Origin of the sequence: Streptomyces phaeofaciens, assembly GCF_014648915.1 — a bacterium.
Taxonomy (GTDB): Bacteria; Actinomycetota; Actinomycetes; order Streptomycetales; family Streptomycetaceae; genus Streptomyces; species Streptomyces phaeofaciens.
In genome coordinates, this window is the sequence record NZ_BMSA01000004.1 from 180,203 (window position 1) to 196,951 (window position 16,749).

The 16,749-nt window shown below is 69.0% G+C and carries 7 protein-coding genes and 1 pseudogene; 2 read left to right on the plus strand and 6 right to left on the minus strand.

The genetic code is table 11. The annotated features are described in order from the left end of the window. Positions 1–1,087: 1,087 nt before the first annotated feature. Positions 1,088–6,619 carry a P-loop domain-containing protein gene (locus IE275_RS10510; RefSeq protein WP_189710121.1) on the minus strand — a complete coding sequence of 1,844 codons (5,532 nt, stop codon included), beginning with the start codon at positions 6,617–6,619 and terminating at the stop codon, positions 1,088–1,090. After that, positions 6,597–7,043 (minus strand): hypothetical protein, encoded by a 447-nt coding sequence (locus tag IE275_RS10515; RefSeq protein ID WP_189710123.1) that lies wholly within the window; start codon positions 7,041–7,043, stop codon positions 6,597–6,599. The genes IE275_RS10510 and IE275_RS10515 overlap by 23 nt, the downstream gene beginning before the upstream one ends. Before the next feature lie 1,019 nt (positions 7,044–8,062). Here IE275_RS10515 and IE275_RS10520 point away from each other — a divergent pair. After that, a pseudogene (locus tag IE275_RS10520) lies at positions 8,063–9,110 on the plus strand (IS110 family transposase). A gap of 231 nt (positions 9,111–9,341) precedes the next feature. Here the strand turns inward: IE275_RS10520 and IE275_RS10525 are convergent. Then, the gene (locus tag IE275_RS10525) at positions 9,342–9,767 is read right to left on the minus strand and encodes a transposase family protein (protein ID WP_268255262.1); all 426 of its coding nucleotides are present in this window, start codon (positions 9,765–9,767) and stop codon (positions 9,342–9,344) included. Between the two features lie 1,273 nt (positions 9,768–11,040). Between IE275_RS10525 and IE275_RS10530 the strand changes: the two genes are divergently transcribed. Next, entirely contained in the window at positions 11,041–12,432 is a 1,392-nt protein-coding gene (locus IE275_RS10530) for an MFS transporter (protein WP_189710125.1), read from the plus strand. 70 nt (positions 12,433–12,502) lie between these two features. Here the strand turns inward: IE275_RS10530 and IE275_RS10535 are convergent, their stop codons facing one another. The 3 genes from IE275_RS10535 to IE275_RS10545 form a co-directional block, all read right to left on the minus strand. Then, positions 12,503–14,497, minus strand: a complete 1,995-nt coding sequence (locus tag IE275_RS10535; RefSeq protein ID WP_189710127.1) for a helix-turn-helix domain-containing protein — start codon at positions 14,495–14,497, stop codon at positions 12,503–12,505. Between the two features lie 77 nt (positions 14,498–14,574). Beyond that, positions 14,575–15,366, minus strand: a complete 792-nt coding sequence (locus IE275_RS10540; protein WP_189710129.1) for a 3-hydroxybutyrate dehydrogenase — start codon at positions 15,364–15,366, stop codon at positions 14,575–14,577. A 138-nt stretch (positions 15,367–15,504) separates the two neighbouring features. Further along, on the minus strand, positions 15,505–16,704 hold the full coding sequence (locus IE275_RS10545) for a cysteine desulfurase-like protein (protein WP_189710131.1): 1,200 nt from the start codon (positions 16,702–16,704) through the stop codon (positions 15,505–15,507). Between the last annotated feature and the right edge of the window lie 45 nt (positions 16,705–16,749).

The following is a 16,749-nucleotide window of genomic DNA, read 5'->3' on the forward strand; positions in this document are numbered from 1 at the left end:
GACCAGTATCCGCAGCCACCAGAGTCCGCACCACACCCGGTGACGGGAGTCAGCACCGTACCGTCGGATCGCCCGGAACGACGCGTCACGGACAGCACGCGTCTCGGCCACCTTCGAGCCCCTGAACCGCCCTGTCGCGCGTCGGCATGGTGGCCACGCGGATAGCCGACCCCCGAACTGTGTCGTCCCGCCACATGTGCCCCTGACCTGCGTCTTCCTACGGTGTGCCACACGTATCCGTCCCCATCGCACACGAGGAATGCGCACATGGCCTCGGCATCAACCGCTCCCCCACCCCCCACCAACCTCAAGCGCATCGTCGCCGCCAGTCCCATCGGCACCACCATCGAGTGGTACGACAACTCATTCGATCAGAGCTAGGACCTGCCGTTTTGCCTCATCGGCGAGCTGGAAGTCAGCACAGAACCAGCACCGGAACTCTGGCCTGCTGGTTGGGCATCGAACAGAGGACTCGATGCAGTTCAGGGCAGGGAACCTTCGTATTTGCTGATGGTCACAGGCCGTAGCTGGCTCCCAAATTCACAGCGACCTGTCGCCCGCTCGACGCTCGCACCTTCTGCCGGAGAACACACTGTCCGGATCCGTAGCGTTCCTCCATGGCAAAAACTGCACCGGGTCGCGCCGACCAACCAGGTCCGCGCGGGTGACGCCGGGCGCAGAGTGCCAGTCTGCTGGGCGCGCTCAATGACGCGTGCGCGGCGCTGGAGCGTTCGCAGACGGTCATCAGGCGTGACGCCGCGGGCTCGCAGAGCCTCTGGATGCAGTACACACCGATCGGCTTCTGCTCCGGCTGCCCCGGCTGGCCGTCTCAGTCGGGGAACCGCCGGCCGACGAGGCACCGCCCGCCCACCGGTGCGTACCGCGATGGCCTCCGGCGTCGGCACGTCGATCACCCAACAGACGTTCCGGCACGCATCAACTGGCTGCCAGACGGTTCTTCTGTACGAATGCCACACTCGGTGTCGGGCGAGCTCATGATGCGAGGCCTGATGGCCGACCTGGACGAGGAGTTGCCAGTATGGCCCGCACAGCGCCGCGACGCGATGGTGCTGCTCCCGGCAGGCAACTATGAAACGTGCGTCCGAACCGGATGAACGACGCCAGGCTTCGGGAGTGAGCCGGCATAGGCCCATTCCTCGGTCTCTCGTAGGCGCTGCCAGGTCTCGACCAGCGCACCGGCACCGGCTGCCCGGATGACGGGAGCCGCAGCGGTGACCCAGGCGAGTATCTGTTCGCGGTCAACGTAGCGGGCCTGGCGCAGAGCCCCGAAGAGCGCGTCGGCAACGGAGACGGCGTCCGTGTGGCCGACCAGCTCTGCCAGGCATTCACCGAACGTGTGGAGTGCTCGGTCCCGCTCGGGGAACGCCCAGGGGTCGCTGAGGTGGACGATCACCTCGGCGGCACGCTCGAATTCACCGCGACGGGCCAGCGCCTCTGTTGCATGCATCGCCGCGGTGTGCGAGACGACATCGGTGGTCGAGGTCACGATGGGAGCGTAGACAGCCTGCAGAAGAGCGAGCGTGGAGAGGGCTTCGTCCGGGTCTCCGGCTGCGAGTTGCGCCTCCGCTATCGCATCCAGTACGTGGTTGCGATCCTCCGGCTCCTGCTGCTCGTCGGCCAGGCGGAAGGCCTCCGCCAGTCGGGTCTGGACAACGAGGGCCGCTGCGACCTCCGCCGACGCGACCGCCCATGCCGCAGGCCCTGCTTCCTCGAGGTTGAGAACAGCGGCGTCGAGTGTCCTGTCCGCGGTGTCCGTGAGGCGATGTGCGCGCAGGACGTGCTCCAGAACCGCCTGGACGTACGCACGTCCGGGGTTGTGGACGACACCCGACGTCCACGCCTCAGCGGCATCCAGTTCACCGATCGGGATCAGCTTCGGGATCACACGGCCCAGCACGAGAGCAGCGGTGCGCAGAGCCCTGAACAGCTCGGGATGGGGCTCCAGTTCGGCCCGCAATCCGAGGTCCCCGACCGTGAACACCGACTCTTCTCGGGCCAGGATCGACAGCACGGCGTCCGTGCAGCACTCGTAGTACTTGCCATCAAGTGCCTTCTCCGCAACCTCTCCGAGCACCGAGATCTCCTCGGCCATCTGTTCGAGCCACCCCGGGATGCGCGCTTCGACGGTGCCATACCCGTCGTCCGCCCAGTCTGCGGTGATTCTCCCCAGTGCGTGCAGGCTTGCCTGCGGCTGCTGGTCTTCCTCCAGGTCAAGGATCAGATTCCTGCACATCCGGACGAAGGGGACGGCCAGCGGCAGGATGCCGCCGACGCCGACGTCCTGGTCAGCGGTTGCGGCCGCGCCGGGACGCATGAGCCGGCCGGCGATCGCGGCCAGCACTTCGCGGAGCTGCTGCTCACCGAGGCAGGACGACAGGTGTTCCCCGATCTCCTCGACGAGGTGGAGGCGGTCCCCGGGCGGAGCCGAGTCCAAGATCTCTTCGGTCAGGCGCGCCACCTCACCGGCCCAGGCTTCGAAGTCGCTGGTGCGGTCGTCCTCGACAAGGGTGTTGCGCAGCTGCTCCATCGCCGGCGGTTTCGCCTCACGCGTACGTGCGAGCTCGTCGATCAGCTCCGTTCGGATCGTCACATATTCAGGATCATCGGCCAGAGCCACCATCCGTGTCTCGATCGCGGAGCCAGCGAGCGCACGGACCAGCGCGGCGACAGCGGTCCCACGGGAATCCGGATCCGCCGCGGTCACCGCTCGCAGCGCACGTGCACAGGCTTCCTCCGCAGCGGCCTGGTCTCCGATCATGTCCAGACACTCCGCCGCCAGGCACCAGAAGTGTGCCGCCGCCGACTTGTCGCGGATGCCACGCGCTGTCTCCATCGCGGCCCGCACCGATTCATGTGCCTCGTCGCCGTGGGCGGTGTCCAACAGGTCGAAGGCCGATCCGAGTATGCGTTCGGATAGCCAGGCTGGCCAGTCGTGGCCTCGGACCTGCATCAGGACCTCGACGAGCCAGCCGCCGGCAATCTCCGCGTCCGCGGGCACGGCCTCGACCACTGCTGCCAAGGCTGACTCCAGGTCGTCGGCCCACGACAGCTGCCGGGCCTGGTCCAGTGCCTCCGTGAGCTCGTTCGCCGCCTGCTCGGCAGTTCGCTGATCAGCGTGGAGCGCTGCGGACGCCGCAAGCATCACCACTCGGTCCCAGGGCAGCCTCATGCGATCCACCAGGGGCCCGCCGGGCTCCTCGGGCGCCGAGACGGACACAAGCCGTTCGATCATGGCTCGGCGCCCGACGGGGTCCTCGGTGCGGGCCACCAGGGCCCAGGACTCCTCAATCACCTCCGCAGTCTCGTCGCTTGAGAGCGCGGGCAGGAGGTCCAAAGCGCCGTCGACGGCATACCAGGCGTGGAAGTCCAGATCCTCCCGCAGGCGCAGATCGCGCCGGTAGTGCGGCAGGTCCCAAGCCGACCTGATCTCACGCATGATCACGATGAGCCGCGCGGCAACGTCCTGGGTCAGCGGCACCTCCTCCGGCAGTTGGTTGGCCTCGCGGGCGAGGGCTGACCAGGCTGCGATCTCTGCCTGGCCGGGTCGTACGACCCGCAGGTCCAGCAGCCGGCGGGCAGCTGCCTGAGCCCAGGGGCGGTCATGGAATGGGGTCAGGGTTTCCGCCGCTGCCGCAAGGCCTTCCCGCCTCGCCCTGGTGGAACTGATGCGGTCGGCGTCGGTGAGGGCCTCAGTGACGAGCGCGCTCGCCCGCTCCTCGTTGCCGATCTCCGCGAACCCGGCTGCCACCGCTGACTTCGCCTGGACCTCCCATACATCTGCGGTGAGGCCGAGTAGCGCTGAGACCGGAACCTGTCCCAGCATGATGGCCAGAACGTCGTCCAGCGCTGCCGACGACCACGAGGGGTCATGGAGCGAGGCTGCCACCGCAGCAAGTCGGAGCAGTACCTTCTCGGTGAACTGTATCGAGGTGGCCAGTCCTTCTGCCGCGTCGACCCGTGCCTGCTCACTCCACCGTTCGTGCAGCTCAAGCGCTTCGGAGACGAGTCTCCTGGCTTGCTCCGGGTCGGTGGCACGGCACTCCTCGGCGACGGCCAGGCGGACGGCAAGTCGGTCGGCGAGCCCGGCCTCCTGGTCCGGCAGCTCAGCCTCCAAGTCGGGCAGCAACGCGAGTGCTTGGCGGGCGGAGCCGGTTTCCGCCATGCGGCGGAGCACTGCGGACTCGGCCACGGAACGCCCGTAGCCGGCCGGCTCTCGCCGCAGAATGTCCCAAGTCCGTTCCAGGGCCTCCCTGGAGTCGAGGTAGTCCTCGAAGAAGAAGAGCGTTGCTGGATCGCCAAGCCTGTCAAGAAGCCTTGAGGCGTCCTGCGTTCGGCCGGCGAGGAGCAGCAACGAGAACGTGACGGAGGTGTCCTGCACCTCGCCCCTGTCGTCCTTGCCCGGCCATTCGAGTGCTTCCAGGATGAGACTCCGCTGCCGGTCGGCACGCCCGAGCCTGTTCCACAGCCGGGCCACTTCGATCGCCGAACCACCCCGCCTCCGGCCGATCCGGCGGCTGAGTTCTTCGGCCTCCTCGGCCAGCTCCGCCGCCTGCCGCGGTCCGGCCGACCCCAGGGCTGTGGCACATTCGATCAACCCGTCGACACGCATGGCGTCGTGGGTGAGGGCTCGGACGGCATCAACGACCGGCTGCAGGGCGGCTACCACCCACGTCGCATCCTCATCGACGACCGAGCACCCTCGAACGGCTGCCCGGATCGCCTGGAGCCGGTCATCTTCCTCGAAGACCTCGATCGAGGTGCTCAGTGCACGCTCGATCAGCTCGCGTGCCGTCGCCACATCGTGCTCCAGCCGACACACCTTCGCGAACTCGATCAGCCCCTCGACCTCGTCCGGTGTTCCGCCCTCCCCCTGCGGGCCGTCCCCCCGCGGGCTGTCCCGCCTCCGTGTGCCCCCGCCGTACGAAAGGCTTCGCAGCCGGGCGAGGGCCTCCTCCCGCCTGCCCGCACGGAACAGGAGCACGAGCAGCGGCAACGGTACCGCGGACCCCTGCTCCCGCACGCACGCCTGCCCGACGCTGTACGCGAGAACGCGCGGTGCGCCCACCATCAGCTCGCCCTCCGCAGCGGCGATGGCGAGCTCGACGTCCTGAAGGAACTTGTCGTCGCTGTGGAGACGGTGGTGCAGAGCCGACCGGTAACGCTGGTTGATCACTTCGTACAGGGCCGCGCGGTGGCTGTCCTCGCTGCGCAGGGCATGCAGGTGATCGACGACGTGGAACAGCCCGTAATCGTCCATCCTCTCCCAGTCCGCGCTCCCCCAGTCAGCGACCCCCATGCCGTAGAACCGGACGAGATGCTCATGCCATTCCTGCGACGGCAGGTGGAAACGGTTGTAGAGCGTATGCCCCGGCTGTACCAGCTGAGGCCGCTCCAGGAAGTCGGCGAGAGACTGGTGGAACAGCCGATACCTGGGCTCCTCGCCATGAGAGTCATCGGCCACATTCTCCAGAAACTGGCCGAGGTCCCGGAGTGAACTCCACGCCGAGGAAGCGGACGCTCCAGTGAATCGGCCGAGCTGGCGCGGTGTCATGGGTTCCTGCGCCACCGAGAGGAGGCCCAGCAACGGAGCGTAGTCGGAATCCCATCGCTTGCCGCCCAGATCGACCACTCGAGAGACGGTGTCGTGGTAGAGCTCGTCGAGACCCTCCGGCAGGCCCGCAAAGTCAGCCATCACACGAGCGCCGGAGGAGATCGACCGCGTAAGCAGCGAGACGTACTGGAAGTTGCCTCCGGCGCGATGAACGACCTCCGACACCCACTGCTGCCTCACGGACGGCGGAAGCCCGTCACGGGCAGCCATGAGCGCTGCGTCCTGCCGTAGCTGCTCCTCGACGAACTCCTTGATGTCCCGGTCGTTGTCGCTCCTGTGCTCACCACTCGACAGGGCGATGACCTGAGCGTCGTGAAAGCGGTTGAGCACCCGGTCGTCCGGGCGGGTGGAGAGGATCATCCGGACACCGCACGGAAGGTGCTCCATGTCCGCCAGCAACTGGACGATGCTTGTCGGGCCCCCGTACTGCAACGCCTCGTCGAGTGCGTCGACGATCAGGACAACCGGCTTCTGGCGGCCCTGCGCGAACATCGCCTCCAGCGGCCCCCGGACGGCGTGCATGAACGTGCTGTCGGGGGACGGTCCACTCACCTGGACGACGACACCGACGACCTGCCCGCCCTTCACGGACCGGACGTCCTGCCTGACCTGGATATTGATGTTTCCCTGATCGTGATCGACCGGCAGATGTTCGAGGAATGCCGGATACTTGTTTGCGAGCTGAGTCGCCAGCGATCCGGCGAAGACGAACGGGTCCGTCCAGTAGCGGTCTCGGGCCCGACAGAAATGGAAGGCGCTCGCGACCTTCTCACCGCGCGGCCCGGCCGTGCCGACCGCGGCGAGGCAGAGCCTCGCACACACAGCGGTCTTGCCACTGCCGGGACTTCCGGTTAGCAGAAGAACGCGCGGACCCTCCGGCCGACCGAGCCAGTCCTCGATGGCGCTGAACACCCACCGCCGACCGACGAACCCGCCAGCACGGTCCTCGATATAGCCGGAGAAGTCAGGGGCGGGAAGGCCGGCCATCGCGATCTACCACGTCGTTCCCGGGCTCCCGGGCGGGCTCCTGAGGCCGTTGGTCCGGGGCACGGCCGAGGGTGCCTATCCGGACCCCCTCGAGTGTGCCGCTTTCCCCTACCGTTCCTGCCTCTGTCTGGGACTCGACTGTTCCCGCCTCGGCGGCGTCGACGCTAACACCGGTGGCTCTTCCCATGACCTCGTCCACCCGGAGCCTCGAGACCACAAAGGGGCCTGTCACCGACCGCTGCTCACCACGGAACGTGATCGGCTGCTGCCAGACCATCTCCAGGAGATTCCGCAGTCCGTCCGCAGCTGCCAGCAACTTCACATTGTCGGGGCTGACCGGCCTTATGCCGTCGGCATACTCCGTGAGCTCCTGACGCAACGCACTCAGCTGGTCGCTCACCTGCGCCATCGCGTCGCGGTCCATGCGTGCCGGTGTGAGGCGGCTCGCCAGCAATCCCTGGTCCTCGGGGGGCACCAGATCGGGGCCCTCCTCCCCAGACGGCTGCCTCGCGTCGCGGCGCCGGTGCCACTGCCGCAGGACGTCTCCCGCTTGGGTGTAGAGGAATCTGATGCCTTCGCTGAGTGCCAGCATTCCCAATGCAGACATACTGAATGGCTCGGACACGCGGCACGCCCCCTCTTGACGTGGGGCTCATGGGGCTGATGAGTACATCATCGCTCGGCGCCGGGGAGGTTGCGACTGGAGAAAATCCGCCCACGAGAGGCGCCGTATTCTCGGCGGAGGCTGGTCGACAGCATGTTGGGCGCGACCCACGGGAAGCCACGCGAGCAGGGAGAAAACGAGAGTATGACTCCTTGGCCTCGTCACGGGATGCGGGACGCAGCGCAGACTGTTCACCACGAAACGGAACGCCTGCCATTCGGCTCAAGCCCATGAGGCCAAAGGTCAACGGCGTGAAGTTCTCCCGCTCGCTCGCCCCACGCGCCAGCCGCATCGGCAGCCTGCCGGTTTAGACGCTCCGCATCGGCGGTATCGGAACGGCTTCTCCTCCAGGCAAGGTCGGTCAGCGTTTCGGTACTGCCGCATTCGGCGATCCGCTGGGCCAATTGTTCCGCGTGCCGATGGTCACCGCTTCGCTCACTACGCAAAGCAAGCTCCGCCAATGCGCGGACATCACCGGCAGAGGCAGCTGCCAGGGCAAGTCGCTCCCCCATTACCTTCTTGGCAGCCCCGCAATGGGGTGCCCGGCCTTCGGAGTTGGCATGACTTCTCCCACTGTCGATCGCATGTCTTGGGGGGTGGTGTCACCGGCTCCGAAGGCATCGATAGACCGCTGATTAGGGGCATGACCCCCGGCTTCTTCGCAGGTCGGGAGGCTCTTCGTAATGTTGGATGTGGCGATCGGTGCCGTGGGACGGCCGGACGAGGACGACCGAATGACGTACGTGATCGACGTCAGTGACATCGGCGTATTCCTCGGCCTGGACGTCGGCAAGGGCGAACATCACGCCACCGCCGTCACCCCGGCCGAGAAGAAGGCCTTCGACAAGCGGCTGCCCAACAGCCAGCCGAAGCTCCGCGAAGTGTTCGGCAAACTGCAGGCCAAGCACGGGACCGTGCTTGTGGTCGTCGACCAGCCGGCCTCGATCGGGGCTCTGCCGCTGGCGGTGGCCCGGGACATGGGCTGCCAGGTCGCCAACCTACCCGGCCTGACGATGAGGCGGATCGCCGACCTCTATCCCGGCGAGGCCAAAACAAGATGCCCGGGACGCGTTCGTCATCGCGGACGCGGCCCGCGTCATGCCTCACACGCTCCGCTCGGTCGACCTCGAGGACGAGACCATCGCCGAGCTGGAGATGATCGTCGGCTTCGACGACGACCTGGCCGGAGAAGCAACACGCATCAGCAACCGCCTGCAGGGCCTGCTGACGCAGATCCACCCGTCGCTGGAACGGGTCCTGGGCCCGCGCGTCCGACACCCAGCCGTGCTCAAGCTCCTCGACCAGTTCGGCTCCCCGGCCCAGATCCGCAAAGCCGGACGCCAGCGGATCATTGCATTGATACACCCGAAGGCGCCCTGGATGGCCGAACGGCTCGTCGAGGACATCTTCACCGCGCTGGACGAACAGACCGTCGTCGTCCCAGGCACCGACGCAGCCGCTCTGATCGTCCCCAGCCTCACCAACTCGCTCCGAGCGGTTCTTAGCCAGCGGAAACTCTTGGCCACTCGGATCAAGGAACTGCTGGAGAACCACCCTCCTCGCCCCCACAACCCGCAGCTCTGGCTCCTCGATCCGCGGCGAACAACCGTCCCGGCGCGGAACAAGCAGCTCAAGCGGGCCTTCTTCCTGTACGCGTTCGCGGCTCTGGCCGACCCGGTCTCCCGGACCTACTACGACAAGAAGATCAGCCCGGGAAAGCACCACACCCAAGCCCTCCTCTGCCTCGCAAGACGCCGAGCCGACGTGCTCTTCGCGATGCTCCGCGACGGCACCTTCTACGACCCACAGCCCGCCCCATCAGCTTGACGAAACCCATAGGGGCCCCGGCTGACAGTCACCGCTTCGCTCTCTACACAAGGCAAGCTCCACCAACGCACGCGTATCGCCGGAAACACCGGCCCGTCGCCGCCGCTCATCGAGGTGCGGGAACAACACCCCGAACTTCACGGTGAGTTGACTACGAACCTCATCGGAGACGCTCGTATCACAACAACGAGCCGAATCACGGGAAGCAACACCTTGATTCTCTGCGAGTCCTTAGCGCCTGTCCTGGCGGTGTCGCTCGGGTCTACTGGCCGGGCAGCCTTGACGGTGACGCATCAAAAGGTGCAGATCGGCCCGGTGGTCACTGTGGCTGACGGACCCCGCGGGTGGCGGTCTGCTGCTGTGAAACAGTCCGGCGATGGCTTGGACTGTGTCGCTCAGGTGCTCGCGTCGGCCGTGATGGAGAGCGAGTGCCCGCCAGTTCTTGAGGTGTGCGATGCCGTGCTCGACCCGGATCCGGCGTGAAGAGTGCGCCTTGCGCTGGCGCTCGTAGATTTCCTCGTACCACTCCGGCGGGTTCTTCTTGAACTTACGGTGCGGTGGTGTCACCATGCTGCCGCCGGTCTGGGCGCCCAGGCCCTGGTAGCCGGCGTCGGCAAGGATCTCCACGGCCGGGCCGTCAGCCAGGTGCTCGACCAGGCCTAACTGCCGAGCGTGGGTAAATCAGGCGCGGGACACTACGGTGCCGTGGTTGCGTACTGACCGGGTTCCCCTGGAGCTGATCACGAAGCGGGACTCCCCTATCCCGTTCCGAGGTGGTATCCGGCGCATCAAGCTCGCCAAGTGCGACGAGCGGTTCCCAGGAACGTGCCCGAAGAAGCGGACCGGGAAGTGCGGTGGCTGGCATCCGACCGCACAACCTGCGGAACGCCCCTTCGACGAGTTCATCCGAGATGCGGCCTCCGGGCTTTACGTGCGAGCGATCGTAAAGGTGTGCGAGCGATCGTAAAGGTGAAGCGGAGAGCGTTCGAATTCTGGACCCCCGCTGCCGATCACACTGCGTACCTCGACGCGACATCGGGCGAACCGCCCGCCGTCATACCAAGGCAATGGCAGGTCCGGCGCCCCATGGAGGATGGCGACCCAATGTGCCGCGTCCGGCCGGCGGCCGCGCCCGACCACGAGGCAGCGCCGCTCCCCTACATCCCGGCACCTCGCCAGCCTGAGGCCGTACCGACCACAGGGCCTACGGTGACGGGGCACTGCCGATCGCCTACCGGGGCAGGTGCGGGGCCGGGGTACAGCCATGCGGGGCGTCCGCGCGCTTCTATCCCGCCGGATGGCTCTGCGACGACCACCGGCCATAGCCGATAAGGCAGGCCCCACCCACGGGGAGCCCCCTCCCGGTTCCCCGTCGCTCCCACCGCTTCTCGATCCTGCCCAATGCCTGCCGCGCGGGCCAGCGCGCACCAAGATCCGGACCATTCCCGGACCAACTTCCTCCAAGGAACCCTGCTGAACGACGTTTTCCCAGGTCAGTAGAGGTTCGGCTGCTATACCACCAGGAGACGAAGAATCTGCTGGGACGAACGCGCACCACACCGCAGCCCTTTGTCCGTGCCCGCAGAGCCGAGCGGCAAAGCCGGGTCGGCCTATCAGTCAGGTCGCCTACCGCGCAACGGCCCTGAGCCGATCAGCCCCAAGATGTCCGAGCTCAACGGAGTGTAGTCAGCACCAAGTCAGCACGGAAGTCAGCACCGCACCATCAAATCACCCTGACCTACGCGTCCCGGACGGCACCCGTTTCGACCACCATCGATCCCCTGAACCGCCTTTCCATGAGTCGGCATGGTGGCCGCACGCATAGCCAACCACCGAACTATGTTGCCCCGCCACATGTGCGCCTGACCTGCGGATTCCTACGGTGTGGCGACACGCAAACGTCCCCGTCACACCCCAGGAAGTGGTGCCGATGTCGTCGCCCGCAACCGCTCCACCGGCCCCGAACAACCTCAAGCGCATCGTCGCCGCCAGCCTCATCGGCACCACCATCGAGTGGTACGACTTCTTCCTCTACGGCTCCGCCGCCGCGCTCGTCTTCAACGAACTGTTCTTCCCCGGCTCCGACCCGCTCGTCGGCACGCTGCTGTCGTTCCTCACGTACGCCGTCGGATTCGCCGCACGGCCGCTGGGCGCGCTGGTCTTCGGACACTACGGTGACCGGCTCGGCCGTAAGAAGCTGCTGGTGCTGAGTCTGCTGCTGATGGGCGGGGCCACGTTCGCGATCGGGCTGCTGCCGACGCACGCGAGCATCGGGGCGGCCGCACCGGTGCTGCTGACCGTGCTGCGTCTGGTGCAGGGCTTCGCGCTGGGCGGTGAGTGGGGCGGAGCGGTGCTCCTGGTGTCCGAGCACGGGGACGCGCGGCGGCGCGGGTTCTGGGCCTCGTGGCCGCAGACCGGGGCGCCTGCGGGGCAGTTGCTGGCGACCGGCGTGCTGTCCCTGCTGACCGCCGTGCTGTCGGAAGCCGCGTTCGGCGCCTGGGGATGGCGGATCCCGTTCCTGCTCTCCGGTGTCCTGGTGGGCGTGGGTCTGTGGATCCGTCTGTCCGTCGACGAATCACCCGTGTTCCGGCAGGCCCTGGCCCAGGCCGAAGCCAGGAAGGCGGAGCGGGCGAAGGACAGCGAGCAGCCGCCGCTGGTGTCCGTGCTGCGGCACCACTGGCGGGACATCCTGGTCGCGATGGGGGCGCGCATGGCGGAGAACATCTCCTACTACGTCATCACCGCCTTCATCCTCGTCTACGCGACGACCTCGGCCGGTGTCTCGAAGCAGACCGCGCTCAACGCCGTCCTCATCGGCTCGGCCGTGCACTTCGCGGTGATCCCGGCGTGGGGTGCCCTCTCCGACCGGATCGGGCGGCGCCCGGTGTATCTGCTGGGCGCGGTCGGGGTCGGGCTGTGGATGTTCCCGTTCTTCTCGCTCGTCGACACCGGCCGCTTCGGCAGTCTCGTCCTCGCCGTGACCGTGGGTCTGGTGCTGCACGGGGCGATGTACGCGCCCCAGGCCGCCTTCTTCTCCGAGATGTTCGCGACCCGGATGCGGTACTCCGGCGCCTCCATCGGCGCCCAGTTCGCCTCCGTCGCGGCGGGCGCCCCGGCGCCGCTCATCGCCACGGCGCTGCTGGCCGACTACGACAGCTCCACGCCGATCGCCCTGTACGTGATCGGCGCGGTGGTGCTGACGGTCCTCGCCGTGGGCGTGGCCAAGGAGACCCGCCACCGTGACCTGGCCGACGTCGCTCCCGCCGCGGATGCCGACCGCGCGCCGGCGCCGACGCCGACGGCGGACGCCCGGGTCGTCTGATCCCCCGTCCCCCCGCACGGGGCGCACCGCGCCCGCCGGTCCCCCGTACGCTCCGCTCGCGTACGGGGGATCAATGCTGTGCCGGGGCCGCCAACCGGTGCAGTCTCAGGGCAAGTTGCACCTCCAGGACGCGGGCGGGAGTGTTCCAGTCGTCGCCGAGGAGCTGGGCGACGCGGTCCAGCCGCTGGGCCACGGTATTGACGTGCACGTGGAGTTCGTCTTTGGTGCGCACCGGGCTCATACCGCTGGCGAAGTACGCGTCGAGGGTGCGCAGCAGATCCGTGCCCCGCTGTTCGTCGTAGACGACGACCCGGCCGATGGTGCGCTCCACGAAGCCCGTCACGTCCCGGTCGCCGGCGAGGAGCAGCCCCAGGAATCCGAAGTCCTCGGCGGCCGCCCCGTCGCCCGAACGGCCCAGCAGCCGCAGGGCGTCGAGGCAGCGCCGGGCCTCCTCGTACGCGGCGGCCGCCGCGCGCCGGTCGGCGACGAGTCCCCGTACGGCGGCGGAGGCCCCGACGGTGACCGCCTCGTGGACGGCGGTACCGAGGTGACGGGCGGTGCGGCGGGCCACGTCCGCGGCGGTCGACCCGGGTTCCAGGGGCAGCAGCATCACGGTCCCCCCGTCACGGGCGGCGGCCAGGCCGTGCCGGGTCGCGGCGAGGTGGGAGGCCGCGGACCACAGCCGGGTGCGGGCGGCCGCCTCCTGGTCGGCGTCGGACGCGGCGGCGTCGAGGCGGGCCGCGAGCACGACATGAGTGGCGTCGAGGTCGGCGTCCAGCCGGGCGGCCCGCTCGCGCAAGAGGCGCGCGTCGCGATCGCGGGCGTCGAGCAGGTCGTCCAGGAGTTCGCCGCGCACCCGCTGTTCGGCCTCGACGGCGGACCGCCGGGCCAGGAGCAGCAGGGACGTCACCATCGCGGCCCGCTCCAGCGTGCGCTGGTCGACGGGGTCCACCCCGGGATGGCCACGCAGGACGAGCGCGCCGAGCAGTTCCCCGCCCGCGGCCACGGCGGCGATCCAGTCGTCCCGGTGCCGTACGGCGTGGCCCTCGGCCCTCGACGCCTGTACGGCCGCGGGTGGCGCGGTCTCGGTGAACTCCACCGTTCCGTCGAGGACCTCGGAGACGGCCGCGGCCACGTCGTGCACGCCTCCCCCGCGCAGGACCAGCTCCGCCAGCCGGTCGTGGACGTCGGAAGCGCGCTCGATGACGCCGCTGCGGTCCCGGATGATCTCGTTGGCGCGCTCCAGGTCCGCCAGGGCCGATCGGGTCTCGGTGAGCAGGTTGGCGGTGTCGATGGCGGCCGCGGCGAGCGCTGCGAAGGAGCCGAGCAGCGCGATCTGCTCCCGCTCGAAGACCCGGGCGCGCCGGTCGGCGGCGAACAGCACGCCGATGACGTTCTTGCCCAGGGTCAGGGGTACGCCGAGGATGGCCACCAGGCCCTCGTCGTGCACGCCCGCGTCGATGGTCGTCGTGTGCCGGAAGCGGTCGTCGCGGAAGTAGTCGTCGGTGACGTACGGGCGGGCCGTCTGGGCGACGAGGCCGCCCAGTCCCTCGCCCATGCCCAGGCGCAGCTGCTGGAAGCGGGCGGCGACGGAGCCTTCGGTGACCCGCATGTAGGTGTCCCCCCTGGCCGGGTCGTGCAGGCTCAGGTAGGCGATGTCGGTGCCGAGCAGTGAGCGGGCCCGTTGCACGATCGCGCGCAGGACGGCGTCGACGTCGCGCAGGCCCGCCAGGTCGTGGGCAGTCTCGAACAGCGCGGACAGCTCCGCCTCCCGGCGGCGTCGGCCCTCCAGCTCCGCCCGCACCCGCAGCGCCGCCGACTTGGCCCGCTCCAGCGCCGCGATCCGTCCGGCGGGCCGCCCCTCGGCGCGGGCGAGCAGCACGGGCCGCTCGTAGGCCTCGGCCGGCGCGTCTCGGGCGAGCAGTTCGAGAAACGGCGCGTCCGTGTCGTCGTGCGCCGAGTCGGTGTCGTCGTGGGCGGTGGCCTCGGCCGGCGCGGCGGTTTCCGCCGGGGCCTCGGCATCGCTCACGGAACGGTCGGCCGGTTCGACATGATCGCGGGACATGGTCACAGGATTCCTCATGACCGGGCCGTGCCGTCAGCCCCGTGCACCGAGCCCGGGCGCCGGCGACGCCTGCCCGTTCAGTGCGCGGACCAGCCGCCGTCGAGGATCAGCGAGGTGCCGGTCACGAAGGACGCGTGCGGGCCGCAGAGGTAGGCGACGGCCTCGGCGACCTCCTCCGGTTCGATGAGGCGCTTGACGGCGCTGTCCCGGAGCATGACCTCGGCCAGGACCCGTTCCTCCGGAATGCCGTGGGCCCGTGCCTGGTCGGCGAGCTGCCGCTCGACCAGGGGCGTGCGGACGTAGGCGGGGTTGACGCAGTTGGAGGTCACCCCGTGCGGCGCGCCTTCGAGGGCGGCGGTCTTGGACAGGCCTTCCAGTCCGTGTTTGGCGGCCACGTACGCCGATTTGTAGGCCGAGGCGCGCAGCCCGTGGACGGAGGACACGTTGACGATGCGGCCCCAGCCCTGCCCGTACATGTGGGGAAGAGCGCCGCGGATGAGCCGGAACGGTGCCTCCAGCATGACGGTGAGGACGGTGTGGAAGACGTCCGGCGGGAAGTCCTCCAGGGGGCTCACCCGTTGCAGCCCGGCATTGTTGACCAGGACGTCGGTCCCCGCGGCGGCCTGTTCGGCGGCCTCCAGGTCGGTCAGGTCCAGGAGGCGTGCTTCGACCGTGCCGGGCAGGCCGGCCGCGCTCTCGGCGAGCCGGTCCAGCCCCTCGGCGTCACGGTCGACCGCGCGCACCTTGGCCCCCGCCGCCGCCAGCCGCAGGGCGCAGGCGCGGCCGATGCCGCCGGCCGCACCGGTGACGAGGGCGGTACGGCCGCCGAGATCCAGGGCGGGGGCGGGGGCTGCGAAGCGCGGGGTCATGGTGCGACTGTAGGCAGACCTCCCCCATCGCCCCATGTGGTCACCGACCACACCTCGTGCGGCCGGCATGGTCCTTCAGCACATCTGCTGCGCGTCGGGCGCCGGGGCAACAGAGCCGCCCACCGGGCCTCCGGTCCCTCAGAGGAAGTCGGCGAGGCCGTCGAGGAGCCGGTCGACCTCGTCGGCGGTGTTGTACGGCGCCAGGCCCACCCGAAGGGCCGGGTCCTCGAACTTCAGCGCGGTGAAGGGCTCGTACGCGTAGAACGATCCGGCCGGTGCCACCACGTCCCGCGCGGCGAGGTGGATCTGGGCCTCGCGCGCGTCGCGCCCCGCGAGGGACATCAGGAGGGTCGGGGTGCGGTCGGGAGCCTTCGAATGCACGGTGACGGCGTCGCCCAGGGCCCGCAGTCCCTCCTCCAGGCGTGCGCGCAGCGTCAGTTCGTGCTCGTGCAGGGCGTCCAGGGAGTGTGCCAGCCGCTCCCTGCGCGAGGTCTCGGTGCCCGGGTCCATGGCGGCCAGGAAGTCGACGGCCGCGGTGGCGCCCGCCAGGATCTCGTAGGGAAGCGTGCCGAACTCGAATCGCTCCGGCACGACGTCGGTGGAGGGCACCAGCTTGTCCGGGCGGAGGGTTTCGAGGAACTCGGGCGCCGCGGCGAGCACTCCGCAGTGCGGTCCGAGGTACTTGTACGGCGAGGAGACGAACAGGTCCGCTCCGAGGGCGGGCACGTCCACGAGGTGGTGCGCGGCGTAGTGGACGCCGTCCACGTACACCAGGGCGCCGGCTTCGTGGGCGCGGTCGGCGATCTTGCGTACGGGCGGCTCGGTGCCGAGCACGTTGGAGGCCGCCGTGAGCGCGACCAGCCGGGTGCGGGACGACAGGGCCCGCTCGAAGGAGCCGAGGTCCAGCTCCGTCGTCTCCGCGTCGATCTCGATCCAGCGGACCGTCGCACCGGCGCGCTCGGCCGCCTGGATCCACGGCCGGACGTTGGAGTCGTGGTCCAGACGGCTGACGACGATCTCGTCGCCCGCGGTCCAGTCCTTGGCCAGGTGGCGTGAGAAGTCGTAGGTGAGCTGGGTGGCGCTGCGTCCGTGGACGATGCCGTTCGCGGGCATGTGGAGCAGGTCGGCGTAGGCGGCGCGGAACTCCGCGACGACGCGTTCGGCGTTCCGCTCGGACGGGCTGACGGACCCCCGGTTGGACAGGGGGCCGGTCAGCGTCGTGGCGATGGCGTCGGCGACGGGGCGGGGAGTCTGCGTTCCGCCCGGCCCGTCGAAGTAGGCGAGGCCCGTCTCCAGGGAGGGGAAGTGGGCGCGGAGGGCGGGGAGGTCGATGGCCATGGCCTCGGCTTTCTCTCGGCGGCGTGCCTGGTGCGGGGTGCCTGG

Bases quoted from the DNA above. Each gene is read 5' to 3' on its own strand.
- IE275_RS10515 (WP_189710123.1), bottom strand. From the start codon at position 7,043: ATGGACCGCGACGCGATGGCGCAGGTGAGCGACCAGCTGAGTGCGTTG.
- IE275_RS10540 (WP_189710129.1), bottom strand. From the start codon at position 15,366: ATGACCCCGCGCTTCGCAGCCCCCGCCCCCGCCCTGGATCTCGGCGGC.
- IE275_RS10530 (WP_189710125.1), top strand. From the start codon at position 11,041: ATGTCGTCGCCCGCAACCGCTCCACCGGCCCCGAACAACCTCAAGCGC.
- IE275_RS10535 (WP_189710127.1), bottom strand. From the start codon at position 14,497: ATGTCCCGCGATCATGTCGAACCGGCCGACCGTTCCGTGAGCGATGCC.
- IE275_RS10510 (WP_189710121.1), bottom strand. From the start codon at position 6,619: ATGGCCGGCCTTCCCGCCCCTGACTTCTCCGGCTATATCGAGGACCGT.
- IE275_RS10545 (WP_189710131.1), bottom strand. From the start codon at position 16,704: ATGGCCATCGACCTCCCCGCCCTCCGCGCCCACTTCCCCTCCCTGGAG.